The 13,690-nt window shown below is 57.2% G+C and carries 11 protein-coding genes; 5 read left to right on the top strand and 6 right to left on the bottom strand.

The window, feature by feature from the left end:
• The 4 genes from QC815_RS07500 to QC815_RS07485 all read right to left on the bottom strand — a co-directional run bounded on the left by QC815_RS07500 (position 1) and on the right by QC815_RS07485 (position 3,792).
• The gene (locus QC815_RS07500; protein ID WP_230448172.1) at positions 1-582 is read right to left on the bottom strand and encodes a cytochrome c oxidase assembly protein; all 582 of its coding nucleotides are present in this window, start codon (positions 580-582) and stop codon (positions 1-3) included.
• 39 nt (positions 583-621) lie between these two features.
• Positions 622-2,256 (bottom strand): cytochrome c oxidase subunit I, encoded by a 1,635-nt coding sequence (gene ctaD, locus QC815_RS07495; protein ID WP_230448173.1) that lies wholly within the window; start codon positions 2,254-2,256, stop codon positions 622-624.
• Between the two features lie 43 nt (positions 2,257-2,299).
• Positions 2,300-3,376 (bottom strand): cytochrome c oxidase subunit II, encoded by a 1,077-nt coding sequence (gene coxB, locus QC815_RS07490; protein ID WP_309768073.1) that lies wholly within the window; start codon positions 3,374-3,376, stop codon positions 2,300-2,302.
• Between the two features lie 242 nt (positions 3,377-3,618).
• A complete protein-coding gene (locus QC815_RS07485) occupies positions 3,619-3,792 on the bottom strand; it encodes a DUF2970 domain-containing protein (protein ID WP_081817462.1) in 174 nt (57 codons plus the stop codon).
• Between the two features lie 170 nt (positions 3,793-3,962).
• Between QC815_RS07485 and QC815_RS07480 the strand changes: the two genes are divergently transcribed.
• Complete coding sequence (locus QC815_RS07480; RefSeq protein WP_230448174.1) at positions 3,963-4,172, top strand: hypothetical protein; 210 nt, start codon at positions 3,963-3,965, stop codon at positions 4,170-4,172.
• A 5-nt stretch (positions 4,173-4,177) separates the two neighbouring features.
• Here the strand turns inward: QC815_RS07480 and hrpB are convergent, their stop codons facing one another.
• Together hrpB and QC815_RS07470 are read right to left on the bottom strand one after the other, a co-directional pair.
• A complete protein-coding gene (gene hrpB, locus QC815_RS07475) occupies positions 4,178-6,622 on the bottom strand; it encodes an ATP-dependent helicase HrpB (protein WP_309767848.1) in 2,445 nt (814 codons plus the stop codon).
• 12 nt (positions 6,623-6,634) lie between these two features.
• On the bottom strand, positions 6,635-7,294 hold the full coding sequence (locus QC815_RS07470) for a TetR family transcriptional regulator C-terminal domain-containing protein (protein ID WP_230448176.1): 660 nt from the start codon (positions 7,292-7,294) through the stop codon (positions 6,635-6,637).
• Positions 7,295-7,493: 199 nt separating this feature from the next.
• Between QC815_RS07470 and xdhA the strand changes: the two genes are divergently transcribed.
• Genes xdhA through guaD form a run of 4 tightly spaced genes read left to right on the top strand, consistent with a single transcriptional unit; the run spans position 7,494 to position 13,542 of the window.
• Positions 7,494-8,948 (top strand): xanthine dehydrogenase small subunit, encoded by a 1,455-nt coding sequence (xdhA, locus tag QC815_RS07465; protein WP_309767845.1) that lies wholly within the window; start codon positions 7,494-7,496, stop codon positions 8,946-8,948.
• On the top strand, positions 8,932-11,355 hold the full coding sequence (gene xdhB / locus QC815_RS07460) for a xanthine dehydrogenase molybdopterin binding subunit (RefSeq protein ID WP_230448178.1): 2,424 nt from the start codon (positions 8,932-8,934) through the stop codon (positions 11,353-11,355). Before xdhA ends, xdhB begins: the two co-directional genes overlap by 17 nt.
• Positions 11,352-12,224 carry a xanthine dehydrogenase accessory protein XdhC gene (xdhC, locus tag QC815_RS07455; RefSeq protein WP_309767842.1) on the top strand — a complete coding sequence of 291 codons (873 nt, stop codon included), beginning with the start codon at positions 11,352-11,354 and terminating at the stop codon, positions 12,222-12,224. Before xdhB ends, xdhC begins: the two co-directional genes overlap by 4 nt.
• Before the next feature lies 1 nt (position 12,225).
• Positions 12,226-13,542 carry a guanine deaminase gene (gene guaD, locus QC815_RS07450; RefSeq protein ID WP_309767840.1) on the top strand — a complete coding sequence of 439 codons (1,317 nt, stop codon included), beginning with the start codon at positions 12,226-12,228 and terminating at the stop codon, positions 13,540-13,542.
• Positions 13,543-13,690 lie beyond the last annotated feature (148 nt).

Below are 13,690 nucleotides of genomic sequence, written 5' to 3'. Positions count from 1 at the left end.
TCAAAGCCCCCCGTTCTTGTTATTGAGATACGTCACGGTTTGACGATCATCATTTTCCTGCAGGGGATACAGCGTATAGACCAGCGTGACGGTGGCTATATCCTTGGGTAGTGAATTATCCAGTTGAAATACAAGCGGTATGGTGAGGTTTTCGTTTGCACCAAGCCGCTGTTCCTGGAAACAGAAACAACTGACCTTGCGCACATGAGCCGTTGCCGTGGAAGGGCTGACGCTGGGAACGGCTCGGCCCCATGTGGCCATATCGCTACGATTGGAAAAGGTGAAATCTATCTCCGTCATTTGCCCAGGGTGAACCTGCACCTGATGGGTTTCGACGCCCAGCTTCCAGGGAAGGCCGGCACCCGTGCGCGTAATAAACTGAACCGTCACATACCGATCGCTATTCACCCCATCATTGAGGATGCTTTTAGCCGTGGTATCAACTTTGCCGTTAATCCCCGTTATGTCGCAAAAAACGTCATAGAGAGGCACCAGCGCAAACGCAAAGGCAAACATACCCACCAACGCAAACACCGTCCTGGTAACTGTCTTTTTAACACCATCGGCCTGGTATGAGTGCATATTCCTCTCCATGTGATGTCACATAGCGGGACTGAATGCTTACTTGTCCACGGGACGAAACTCAGGGGGTGTCTCAAACGTGTGCAAGGGTGCCGGGCTAGGTACCGTCCACTCTAGATCCACGGCCCCTTCCCATGCTTTTGCGGGGGCTTTTTTTCCGCCGCGCACACACAGCACAATGACCAGGACAAAGAGTAATTGCGACGTGCCAAAAAAGAAGGCGCCAATACTGGAGACCAGATTGAAATCGGCAAACTGAAGTGCGTAATCCGGTATTCGCCTGGGCATGCCGGCGAGCCCGGCAAAATGCATGGGGAAAAACGTCAGGTTGACGCCAATAACGGAAAACCAGAAATGCCATTTGGCAAGGGTTTCGTTGGGATAGTGGCCGGTCCACTTGGGTAGCCAGTAATAGACGCCGGCCATGATGGCAAAGATAGCGCCAGGCACCAGGACATAGTGAAAATGGGCAACCACAAAGTAGGTGTCATGGTACTGAAAATCAGCCGGAGCAATTGCCAGCATCAACCCGGAAAACCCGCCGATGGTAAATAGCACCACAAACGCAAGCGCAAACAGCATGGGCGACTCAAAGCTGATCGACCCTCTAAACAGCGTCGTCACCCAATTGAAGACTTTGACTCCGGTGGGCACTGCTATCAGCATCGTCGAATACATGAAGAACAACTCGGCGACCAGCGGCAAGCCGACGACAAACATGTGGTGCGCCCAGACAAGAAAAGAGAGCAGCGCAATCGCCGCGGTGGCGTAGACCATCGAGGCGTAGCCAAACAGCGGCTTTCGGGCAAAGGTAGGAATGATGGCGGAAACGATACCGAAGGCGGGCAAAATCATGATGTAGACTTCGGGATGACCAAAAAACCAGAAAAGATGCTGGAAGAGGACAGGGTCTCCGCCGCCGCCGGCATCAAAGAAACTGGTTCCGAAGTTGATATCCATCAGCATCATCGTTATCACGCCAGCCAGAACCGGCATGACCGCAATGAGCAGGAAGGCGGTAATCAGCCATGTCCATACAAATAACGGCATGTCCATCAATCGCATGCCTGGCGCTCGCATGTTCAGAATAGTGGCAATGATGTTGATGGCGCCCAAAATCGAGCTGATCCCGGCAATATGCAATGACAATATAAAAAAGGTGGTCGACGCGGGCGCATAGGTCGTCGATAGCGGTGCATAGAATGTCCAGCCAAAATTGGGACCGCCACCAGGCATCAACAAGGTAGATAGCAATAGCGCAAATGCCACAGGCAACAGCCAGAAACTGAAATTGTTTAACCTGGGCAACGCCATGTCCGGGGCACCGATCTGTAACGGGATCATCCAGTTGGCAAGCCCCGTAAAAGCAGGCATCACGGCAGCGAAGACCATGATCAGGCCGTGCATGGTGGTCATCTGGTTAAAGAACTCGGGTTTGACCAGCTGCAAGCCCGGCTGAAAAAGCTCAGCGCGAACGACAAGCGCAAAAATCCCTCCGACAAAAAACATGGTCAGGGAAAAGATCAGATAAAGCGTGCCTATCTCTTTGTGATTGGTGGTTAAAAGCCAACGACGCCATCCCGTCGGGTGCAAAGCATGATGGGCAATACCACCCGCCGTTGCCACCGTATCGCTGTGCTGTATCGTCGACTGCAAAGGTATCCTGGGGGCCATATTCGTCTCCAATTATTATTGTCAGCGTTGCGCCTGCCGTACGCTATGGATCGACTTGTTCGGCTACGCGCGCCGGCTGAACCTGCGCGTCGGTATCGTTACCCCAGGCGTTCTGCGTGTAGGTAACCACTGCGGCGATTTCAACCGGGTTGAGCGTATTACGGAACGCAGGCATCGCGGCGCCCGATACCCCGTTGATGACTTTATCCAAATGCCAGTCGAGATCGTCGATCAGCTGTTGGTTGCCGGCAAGCGCCGGGAAGGCAGGCGGCGAGCCCTCGCCTCCCGATTGATGGCATGAGGCGCAAATGGACTCGTAAACGGTCTCGCCCCTTTCCATCAGCTCTGCCATGGCCCACTCACGATCTACCCCTTGGGCCTCTTGTTCGGCCATACGTCTGCGTTCTGCGAGCCATTCATCGAAAGCTTCTTCCTCCATTGCATGGACAACCACGGGCATGAAACCGTGATCGATACCGCACAGCTCGGCACACTGGCCACGGTAAATACCCGGCTGATTAATCTTTACCCAGTTCTCGTTGATGAACCCTGGAATGGTGTCTTGCTTGACGGCCAGGTCAGGTACCCACCATGAATGAATGACGTCGTCGGAGGTCATTAAAAAACGGATTTTACGATTAATGGGGAGCACGAGAGGTTCATCCACTTCGAGCAGATAATGCTCACCTCGGGTCTCCTCGCCGCCTATCTGGCTTCTTGGCGTACTAAGATTGGAATTGAAGGCAACCTCTTCGCCCAGATATTCGTAGCGCCAGCGCCACTGTTGGCCGGTGACCATGACGTCCAGCTCCGCATCGGAGGCGTCATACATATTTTTCAACGTCGCCGTTGCAGGAACGGCCATGCCCACCAATATAAGAACGGGAATTACTGTCCAGAGTATCTCGACCTTGGTGTTCTCATGAAAGTGGGCCGCTTTTACGCCCCGTGAATGGCGATAGCGAAAAAGCGAATAGAACATGGCGCCAAAGACCACCACCCCGATAACCACACATATCCAAAAAATGGTCATGTGCAGACCGTAGATGTCGCTGCTCACATCGGTAACGCCTATCGGCATGTTCCACGATTGGGCAAAGCTGGCACTGCTGCTGACCATGCCTGCAGCAAATACTGATGGTGGCCACCCTAAGCGCATTGAAGCCCCCTTGTCTTATTGTTGTTGTCTGTAAATGCAACGATGCCCCAAGGCGAGAAGATGAGACAGTCGATGACCAGCTTTCCAAAAAAGCCGGCACAAGTGCCAAGCTTTCAGACAGAGCCTAATAAAACGCTATCAACTGCAGTATAGAAAAGCCCCGGCAATGTTCACGTGATTTGGCAAAAATAAAACGATGGCTATTACCCCGCCATATAAGAAGCCACTGCCCACAGTGCCAAAACGAATAGTAATGTGATGATTATAAAAGTGATAATGAAGGCAGCGGGATGCTTAGCGCTAAAATCCTCTCGCCGTTGGCGGTCATTCTGCACGCCAATGAGTGCGGCAAGCACCGATTTGATTACCGACCACATACACGCCCCCTTCGCTGTGACATGATTATTGACGATAGCTCATGGTCAGCGACATGCCGCAAGGTATATTCAACGGTTGTCTGTCTAGCGGCTTTCGGATTTACTTTTTTCACTGCTCGCTTCTATAATCAATTGATAATATTGATCTTCAAAACCTCAGGAGACCACTGATGGACACACGTCTGTTAAAGACACCCACCCTCGCCGTCTTTGTCGTCTGCCTGATGGTCACGATGCTGGGGGGATGCACCACCTACACATGGGAAGATGGCTCAAAGGAAACCGTTTTGGGCGTACCGGCTGAGGACGAAAGGCTGACGCAGGAAGAGCGTCGCGCTCAGGGTGTCCAATACCGCAAACCTGGCGAAATCCCCGAATAAAGGAGTTAGGGCGCCTTGGTTTGTCCACGCTTGGTTCTGGCCGTGGCTGGCGCCGTAAATGGGTCTTCGGGCCAGGGATGCTTTGGATACCGGCCACGCATCTCTTTGCGTACCGCCGGATAGCCGTTTGTCCAGAAGCTGCATAGATCCTGGGTGACCTGAAGCGGCCGCCTGGCCGGTGAAAGCAGGTGCATCATCACCGCCACACGCCCCTCGGCAATGGTGGGCGTTGCCTGCCAGCCAAACGCCTCCTGCAGTTTAATGGCCAGCACTGGCGGCCTTCCTTCAAGGCAAGGGGCATAATCCAGCGTCGCCTGCCGACCGCTGGGCACCGTTAAAGAGACAGGCGTTAAACGCTCCAATAACGTCTGCTCATCCCAACTCAGCGCATTGAGCATGAAGGTGTGAAAGGGCATTTTCTCAAGCTGACTCATGCGCGTGACGCCGGCCATGTAAGGGCCCAGCCAAGTATCAAGCGTGTCTATCAGCTGCTGTGCTGACCAGTCCGGCCAGGAGTCACCCACCACCTCTCGCAGCAGCGCCATGCGCCCCTGTAGTTGCTGAACATGCGAATTGAATATGACCTCCGAGCGCTGAGTGAGCGCGGTCAACAGCGCCTGGGTGACGTCCTCGGCCGGCAACTCATTCAGCGGTTGGCTGGCCAGCACCAGCTCGCCAAGGCACTGCACACGCTCCCCTACCAACCTGCCCTGGGCGTCTGACCAGGTGATGCGATTTACCCATTGCTGAGTAACCGGATAAAGACTAGCGAGACAGTCATGCGCGAGCGGTTCGGCCTGATAGATCGTCGCCTCACTGGCGATGCTTTCAAGGTTGACGGCAACAATATAGGGCTCACTGGCCAACATATGGCGGAGCGGCAAGGTGGCGGTCTTGCCATTGGCCAGCTTGAAACGACCGGGGCTGAGGCACTGGCCAATACGCTCCGGATACGCCAGGGCCAATAGTACCCCCAATGGCAAATCGTTAACGTGGCGAGGCAGTGGCGTATCGGCAATGCGAGCCAGACGTTGCGCTTCGCGGTGCCAATCGGCAAAACGGGCGGGTTGATTAAAGCGCTGCACCAATGCCTCACGGAGTGACCCGTCAACGCGTTCCCGACCCTCAAGAAGCGCTGCTAGTCCGCACGCCGTTGCGGATGCATTCAGGTCAGCGGATTTGATCAGCATCACGGCAAGGCGAGGCTCTAACGGCCAGTCAGCACTTTGCCTGCCCAGTGGGGTCAGAGTGCCCGCTCGATCAATGACGCCCAGCTTCCGCAGCAGCGCTTGGCCGCTCTTCCACGCCCCCTGAGGCGGTGGCGTCATCCAGGTCAATTGATCGGGAGATGTCACGCCCCAGGCCGCCAGCTCGAGGATCAGCCTGGCGAGATCGGCCTGCTGGATTTCCGGTTCGCCGAAAGCGACCAGCGGCTGCTCCCGAGACCATAACCGGAAGCATCGGCCAGCGCCCTGACGCCCGGCTCGCCCTCGCCGCTGGTCGGCGCTGGCACGATTGACCCGCCGCGTGGTCAAGCGCGTGAGCCCGGTGCGCGGCTGGAATAGCGGCACCCGCTCCAAGCCAGCATCGATAACCACATTGACCCCGTCCACCGTGACGCTGGATTCTGCGATGGCCGTGGACACAATCACCCGTCGACCCGAGGCATTCCGTTCAAGCACCGCCTGCTGTGCCGCAAGTGTCATGCGGCCGTGTAGCGCACGAACGTCGACGTCGCGCGAATCATCTTCCAGCGCGCTCACCAGCTGATGAATTTCTGCCACTCCAGGCATGATGACCAGCACATCGCGCGTATCCGGCTGGGCCAACGCTTCGCGCACTACACGACATGCCTGTGTATGCAATGAAGCCTCGTGCGGCGCAGGACGATAGAGCGTCTCCACCGGGTACTGACGCCCTTCGCTTTCAATGACCGGCACCTCTGGGCCGAGCACTTTTTGCAACGCAACGACATCGATGGTGGCTGACATCACGATAAGGCGTAAGTCGTCACGAATGCTTTGCTGAATATCCAGCGCCAGCGCAAGCCCCAGGTCAGCTTCCAGGCTTCGCTCATGAAACTCGTCAAAGATGATACCCCCCACCCCTTCAAGCAGCGGGTCATCCTGTAGCATGCGCGTCAGCACGCCCTGGGTGACAACCTCCAAACGGGTGTCTGCGCTTACCCGGGCATCCCCGCGCATCCGGTAGCCCACCGTGCGGCCGAGCGGTTCGTTTAGCTGTTGCGCCATGAAACTTGCGGCCAGGCGGGCGGCAACGCGGCGAGGCTCCAATAGCAATAGCTTTTGACCTTGCGCCCATTGGCTATTCAGAAGCGTTAACGGCACGCGGGTGGTTTTGCCAGCCCCCGGTTGGGCGACCAGAATTAGCCGGTTGTGTGCGCTTAACGCTTCTTGCAGCGAAACTAAATGTGGCTCAATGGGCAGCATGGGCAAGCCAGATCACGGTGACAGCGGGCGCGGCTCAGAAGACAGCTGAACGCCGCAGCCTTTTAGAATCACGTGTTCAAGAAACCGGCAGATGGCATCGATATCGTCGTTATCAAGCATCTCTTTACCTAGAATACCGGTGACCTGAGCGCTATATTCAGTGTAATGCTGAGTCGCCGACCAGATCAGAAAGATCAGCAAGCGCGGGTCAACGTCGTCCATCTTGCCCTGACGTGACCACTGCCCAATGATTGCCGCCCGGGAAGCGACCCATTCACGCAGTTCACCGGCTAGATAGCCGCTGAGAAAAGGCGCGCCGGCTAGAATTTCAGCGGCAAACAATTTTGAGCCATCGGGATAGCGCTGCCCAAGCACCATTTTGGTGCGTATAAAGTCGCTGAGCACGCGACCTGGATCGCTTTCCGGCGTGATGTCTTCCAGCACCGCGTTCCATCGGCTCATCATGCGATTGAGCAACCGGACATAAAGCGTCTGCTTGCTGCCCATGTAATACAAAATGTTGGCTTTAGGCAGGCCAGCCTGATCGGCAATCGCCTGAAGGCTGGCTCCCCGATAGCCATACTGCGCAAACACCTGCTCCGCAGCACGCAATATGGTGTGTTCAATATGCGCTCGACCGGCATTTTCCTGGTTAGCTATGTCTGCCGTCATTCGCTGGGTTCCTTTAATAGGTGCAGAAGGCGTGAATTTCCAAGATGGCAACGTCGCGTATCCAGTGATCCAAAACCAGGCATTTGCCGCTTTCTTGCACCAAACGCATGCAGCCACCAAAGCCTTGCAAGACACGCTATTTTGTTTCAAGCTCACGCTATATTGACCGATTGGTCAAAACAATGACAACGGAGTTGGCATGGCGACAATTGAGTTTTTGCTCAATGGCACCCCCAAGCAGTGTGACGTGTCACCGGACACCAGCATTTTAACGCTATTGCGCGACCATTTGGGGATGACAGGCACCAAAGAAGGCTGCGCATCCGGGGACTGCGGTGCTTGCACGGTCGCCATTCGGCATCCGACGGAGGTCGCATCAGCTTTTGAAAGCGTCAATGCCTGCATTACACCGGCGCATCAGCTCAAGGGCCGGCATTTAGTCACCGTTGAAGGCTTGGCCCAGGGCGAGCAGCTGCATCCAGCGCAACAGGCCATGGTGGAGTGCCACGCTAGTCAGTGCGGTTTCTGCACACCGGGTATCGTCATGTCGCTGTTTACGCTGCATACGGCTCAGCAGCAGCACCCCTTTGCGTTGACGCCTGAACGACTGGAAGCCGTATTGGGGGGAAACCTGTGTCGTTGTACCGGCTATCGCCCGATTCGCGATGCCGCCTTGAGCATGGCACAACAGCCCTGGCAAGCGCCCGCGTGGTTTGACGCCTCGCCACCTCTGTCAGCAGCAGACAAGACAGCGCCGCCCGCAGACAGTGCACCGCTATTCGCCCAGCCGTCCACACTTACCGAGCTTACCAAGGCGCGTCGGCGCTATCCAGACGCCCGTCTGGTCGCCGGCGCAACAGACCTATGGTTGGAAACCACCCAGCGGCTTGAAGCCCTGGATCAGTTGATCGATGTCTCCCGCGTCAATGAACTGCAACAGATTGCAGAAACGACCTTTCAACATCAGCCAGGCTGGTGGGTAGGCGCCGGCGTGACCTATCGCCAGCTTGAGCCATTGTTCGAGCAGCACTTTCCCACCTTTGCGCATTTGTTGCATCGGCTGGGCTCCCAACAGATACGCAATCGCGGCACCCTGGGCGGCAACATTGCCAACGCCTCGCCCATTGGTGACACGCCGCCGGTCTTGATGGCGCTCAACGCCTGGGTCGAAGTGGCCAATGATGACGGTGTCCGTCAACTGCCCCTGGATCGCTTCTTTATCGACTACAAGCAAACCGCCCTGGCAGCCGATGAAGTCATCAGCAAGGTGTTCATTCCGGCGCTCAAGGATCACGCATTACTGCGGATTTGGAAGCTTTCAAAGCGGCGTGAAGACGATATATCCGCTGTGCTGGGTGCGTTCTGCTACCGATGGGAAGACGGCATTATGCGCGACGTTCGCATTGCCTTTGGGGGCATGGCGGCGACGCCTAAACGAGCGCTTAACACGGAAGCAGTCCTGGAGGGCCAGCCACTATCCAAAAGCGGTTTCCAGGCGGCACAGCAGGCCCTGGACGATGAATTTCAGCCGATGAGCGATGTGCGGGGTAGTCAGCATTATCGACAGCAAGCGGCTCGCAATCTGCTGGAGCGCCTATACCTGACACTCTCCGCGCCCAACCAGGAGGTGATGCTCCATGCGTACGCTCACTAAACTCGATGGCGACAGCCACCGCGCGCGGCGCGAATTAACAGATCATATACAAGGGTCTGGCCCCCTTGCCCGGCATACCGTCGATAGCCAAAGCCAACGTCAGGCAGGAAGCGCTAGCTTTCACGAAAGCGCGCAAAAGCATGTCACCGGCAAAGCCGCTTACATTGATGATTTGAAAACACCGGCAGACGCCCTGCACGTGGCGCTGGGATTATCCCCCGTTGCCCATGGCAGGTTAACCTCACTTGATCTTGAGGCCGTCAGGCAAGCGCCTGGCATTGTCGATGTGATTGCGTTTGGCGATGTGCCGGGCCATACGGATATTGGTCCGGTATTTCCAGGTGACCCGATTTTTGTCGACCGGGAAATCAGCTATGCGGGCCAGTGCCTGTTTGCCGTCGCCGCCACCTCGTTAACGGCTGCCCGGCGCGCCGTGAAGCTTGCCAAGCTGGACATCGATGAGCAGCCTGCAAGTCTCGATGCCGTTGCGGCGGTCGAGCGTGAAGAGTTTGTTCGCCCGACCCACATTCAAGAACGCGGTGATTGGCAGTCGGCCCTGGAACAAGCTCCGCAGCTTATTGAGGGCAACCTCTTCGTGGGCGGACAGGAACACTTCTACCTCGAAGGTCAAGCGTGCATCGTCGCGCCGACCGAGGATGAGGGGGTCGTAGTCCATACCTCCAACCAGCATCCCAGCGAGACACAAAAACTCGTGGCTGAGGTGCTGGGTATCCCCTTCCATGCGGTCACCGTTGAAGTTCGCCGAATGGGGGGTGGGTTTGGTGGCAAGGAGACCCAGGCCTCCCCTTGGGCGTGTATTGCAGCGCTTATTGCCCGCCGAACGGGTCAAGCTACCCGGTTGCGCTTGCCACGCAGCGAGGACATGCGCGCGACGGGGAAACGACACCCTTTTTATAACCGCTACCGGCTCGCCGTCGATCATGAAGGCGTGATTCAGGGCGGTGATATTACCGTGATTGGCGACTGTGGCTATTCACCCGACCTGTCCGATGCCATTGTCGACCGCGCCATGTTCCATGCGGACAACGCCTATTCATTAGGTAACGCGCGCGTAACGGGCCATCGTGCAAGAACCCATACCGCTTCCAACACCGCTTTTCGCGGTTTTGGCGGCCCTCAGGGCATGATGATCATCGAAGCCGCGATGGATGATATTGCCCGTCGCGTCGGGGAAGACCCGCTCACGATACGTAAGCGGAATTTGTACCGCGAGGGGCATGATGTCACGCATTACGGCCAGCAAGTCGACCAGATAAAGCTGCTTCATACCCTGGTGGAAACACTCGAAAGCAGCAGCGAGTACTGGACGCGCCGCCGCGCCATCACGGCGTTCAATGAAGCAAGCCCAATTATCAAAAAGGGCCTCGCCCTGACACCGGTCAAATTCGGCATTTCGTTTACCGCTCAGCATCTGAACCAGGCCGGCGCACTGCTTCACGTATACACCGATGGCAGCATCATGATCAATCATGGCGGCACGGAAATGGGCCAGGGGCTGCACACCAAGATCTGCCAAGTAGTCGCCCGTGAGCTAGGACTGGATCTGGACAGCGTGCGCATCAGCGCAACACGCACCGATAAAGTGCCCAATACGTCCCCAACCGCCGCCTCAAGCGGGGCCGACCTGAACGGCATGGCGGCCCGCGATGCTGCCAGCAAGCTACGCGAGCGGTTGTTCGACTTTGCCGCCGTGCATTTTGAGGACGGGCTCGATCGTGAAGGCATGCGACTTGAAGACGGCATGCTCATCGCGGGCCGCGGTGAAAGTGAGCGACGTATACCCTGGGGAGAGCTCGTCCAGACCGCCTACCTCAACCGCATTTCACTGTCCGAAAAAGGCTTTTATGCCACACCGCTGATTTACTACAACCGTGCCAGCGGCCAGGGGCGCCCTTTCTATTACTATGCCTTTGGCGCCGCCGTCAGCGAAGTCAGCGTGGATACGCTGAGCGGCGAGTATCAGGTCGATCGCGTGGATATCCTTCATGATGTCGGGGATTCGCTCAACCCGGCCATCGACATGGGACAAGTGGAGGGCGGCTTTATACAGGGCATGGGCTGGCTGACCAGCGAAGAACTCAAGTGGAACGATAAAGGCATGCTGATCAGCGATGGACCTGCGACCTATAAGATCCCCACTTTCGGCGACCTTCCTCCGGTCTTCAACGTCAGCCTGCTGGAAGGTCATCCCAATTCCATGGCGAGCCTCTACCGCTCGAAGGCCGTCGGCGAGCCGCCTTTCATGCTCTGCATCAGCGTATGGTCCGCACTGCGCGACGCGCTTTCTAGCCTGACGGGCTACCAGTCGTCACCGCACCTCGATACGCCGGCCACCCCCGAGCACGTCATGTTGGCCGCTAATGCGGTCAGGCAGAAAGCACTATGACGCCAGCCGCTCCCGATACCTGGCATGCCGCACTGGATCGCCTACAACGCAGCGCCGTGCCCCATGTGCTAGCGACCCAAGTGACGAGCGCCGGCTCAACGCCTCGTGAACCCGGCGCGCGGATGGTCATTACCCGCGACAGCATTTTTGACACCCTGGGGGGCGGCACATTCGAGTGGCAAACCATCAGCGCCGCGCGGGACTACCTCCAGCAGCAGCGCTATGGCTTTCACCTGGAAGCGTTCTCACTGGGCGGTCGCAGCGGACAGTGCTGTGGTGGCTTCGTCAACATTCTGCTTGAAGTCTTTGCCGGCGTAGACGCCCATGTCGCCATCTTTGGTGCCGGTCATGTGGGGCGCGAAATCGTCAACCTCAGCGCCCCACTGCCCTGGCAACGGCTGTGGTTCGATAGCCGCCCCAACATCTTCAGCGATCAGGATCAGCAACAGCCACGGACTAGCTTCCACAAGCTTGACGACGCACGCATCCAAGTCGCCGATTTGCCACCCAACTCCCATGTGCTTGTGCTAACCCACAGCCACGACGAGGATTACGCTCTCATTGCCGCCCTCATCGAGCGCGATGATATTGCCTCGATCGGGCTCATTGGCTCCGATAGCAAATGGGCGAGCTTTAAAGGGCGTCTAAAACGCGCAGGGTACGCTGCTGACACGATCGAGCGTGTGCGCTGCCCTATTGGTCGCATCCATGATGCGAAGCTGCATAACAAGACCCCTTACGCCATTGCGCTAACCGCGGTCACCGAGCTGCTTTGGCTTGCGGACACCCCTCCCGGTCCGGATACCCGCGGCCTTGCGCCCCAAGCGCTGCAACGGCTCCTTGACGAATCCTCTGCGACCTCGAGTTGATATGACATCCCCTACCGATACGTTTATCCGTGCCGAACTGGTCAGCTTTGCGCGTGACCCCGGTGATGGCGATAGCCCTGAGCCGGGGAGCCTGGCACATTACCCGGACGGTCTACTCTGGTTGAAAGGGCAGCATATTCATGCAGCGGGTCGTTACGCTGACCTGTCGCCCTCGCTTCCCTATGGTGCCGACGTTGTCGATTACCGTGACAAGCTGATCATGCCGGGGTTCATCGATACCCACGTGCACTATGTACAGTTGGACATCATGGCATCATACGGCCGTCAACTGCTTGACTGGCTTAACGACTACACCTTTCCCGAAGAATGTCGCTTCGCCAATCATGCCCACGCCGAGGCGTTGTCCAACGCCTTTCTGGATGAAATGTTGCGTGCGGGCACCACCACCGCTCAGGTGTTTGGCTCAAGCCACCCCGGTTCAGTGAACGCCTTTTTTAGCGCCTGTCAAAAGCGGCAGCTGCGGATGCTGGCCGGCAAGGTGTTGATGGATCGCAATGCGCCCGAAGGATTGCTGGACGGGGCCGCAGGGATTGCCGACAGCGAACGCCTCATTGAAGACTGGCATGGCCAGGGTCGACTGGGCTATAGCGTCACACCGCGCTTTGCGCCGACATCCACCCAGATACAAATGGACGCCGCCGGCGCCCTGCTCCGCAATGACCCAAGCCTTTGGTTACAAACGCACCTGGCAGAAAACAGCGGCGAGCTTGACTGGGTCGCTGAGCTTTTTCCCGGTAGCCAGGACTATTTAGCGGTGTATGAAGCAGCCGGTCTGGTGGGGCCCCGCAGTACCTTCGCACACGGCATTCACCTGGATCACGGCATGCGCAAACGCTTGGCGGAACGCGGCGCCAACATTGCCTTTTGCCCTAGCTCCAACCTATTTCTCGGCAGCGGACTTTTTGATCGAGAGGCCGCCAAGGAGACCGGCATGGCGTTTACCTACGCCAGCGACATTGGTGCAGGCACCGACCTATCCGGGTTTGGCACGTTAAAAAGCGCCTACCAGGTTGGTCAGCTACGCGGGCAGCCGCTCACCGCCTGGCAAGGCTTTTATGGCTTGACCCGCGGCAATGCGAAAGCGCTCTCACTCGAACACCATATTGGCCAGCTTGCCTCTTCTTACGAGGCGGACTTTGTGGTCATCGATCCGCAGGCAACGTCGCTGCTTTCCAGACGCATCCAGCACTGCACCACCCTCGGCGAGCGACTCTTTGCGTTAATGATGCTGGCGGATGACCGCGCCATTTATGAAACCTGGGCAGGCGGGCAGTGCCAGCACCGTAGAGACGGTTAATCGCAATATTCGAAGCCGCCCAATGGGCGGCTTTTTTACTCATGTTTCTTTTTTTTCCGCACAATAAAAAACCCCGAACACGCTGTGTTCGGGGTTTTGGTATAGGTGCCTGACGACTCGGCCGGCGCTCCGGGGGGCGGCCTTCCGC

This window comes from Vreelandella gomseomensis (assembly GCF_031451645.1).
GTDB lineage: Bacteria > Pseudomonadota > Gammaproteobacteria > Pseudomonadales > Halomonadaceae > Vreelandella > Vreelandella gomseomensis.
The sequence above is the reverse complement of the archived record's forward strand: the minus strand, read 5'-3'. Positions and strand labels throughout refer to the sequence as shown.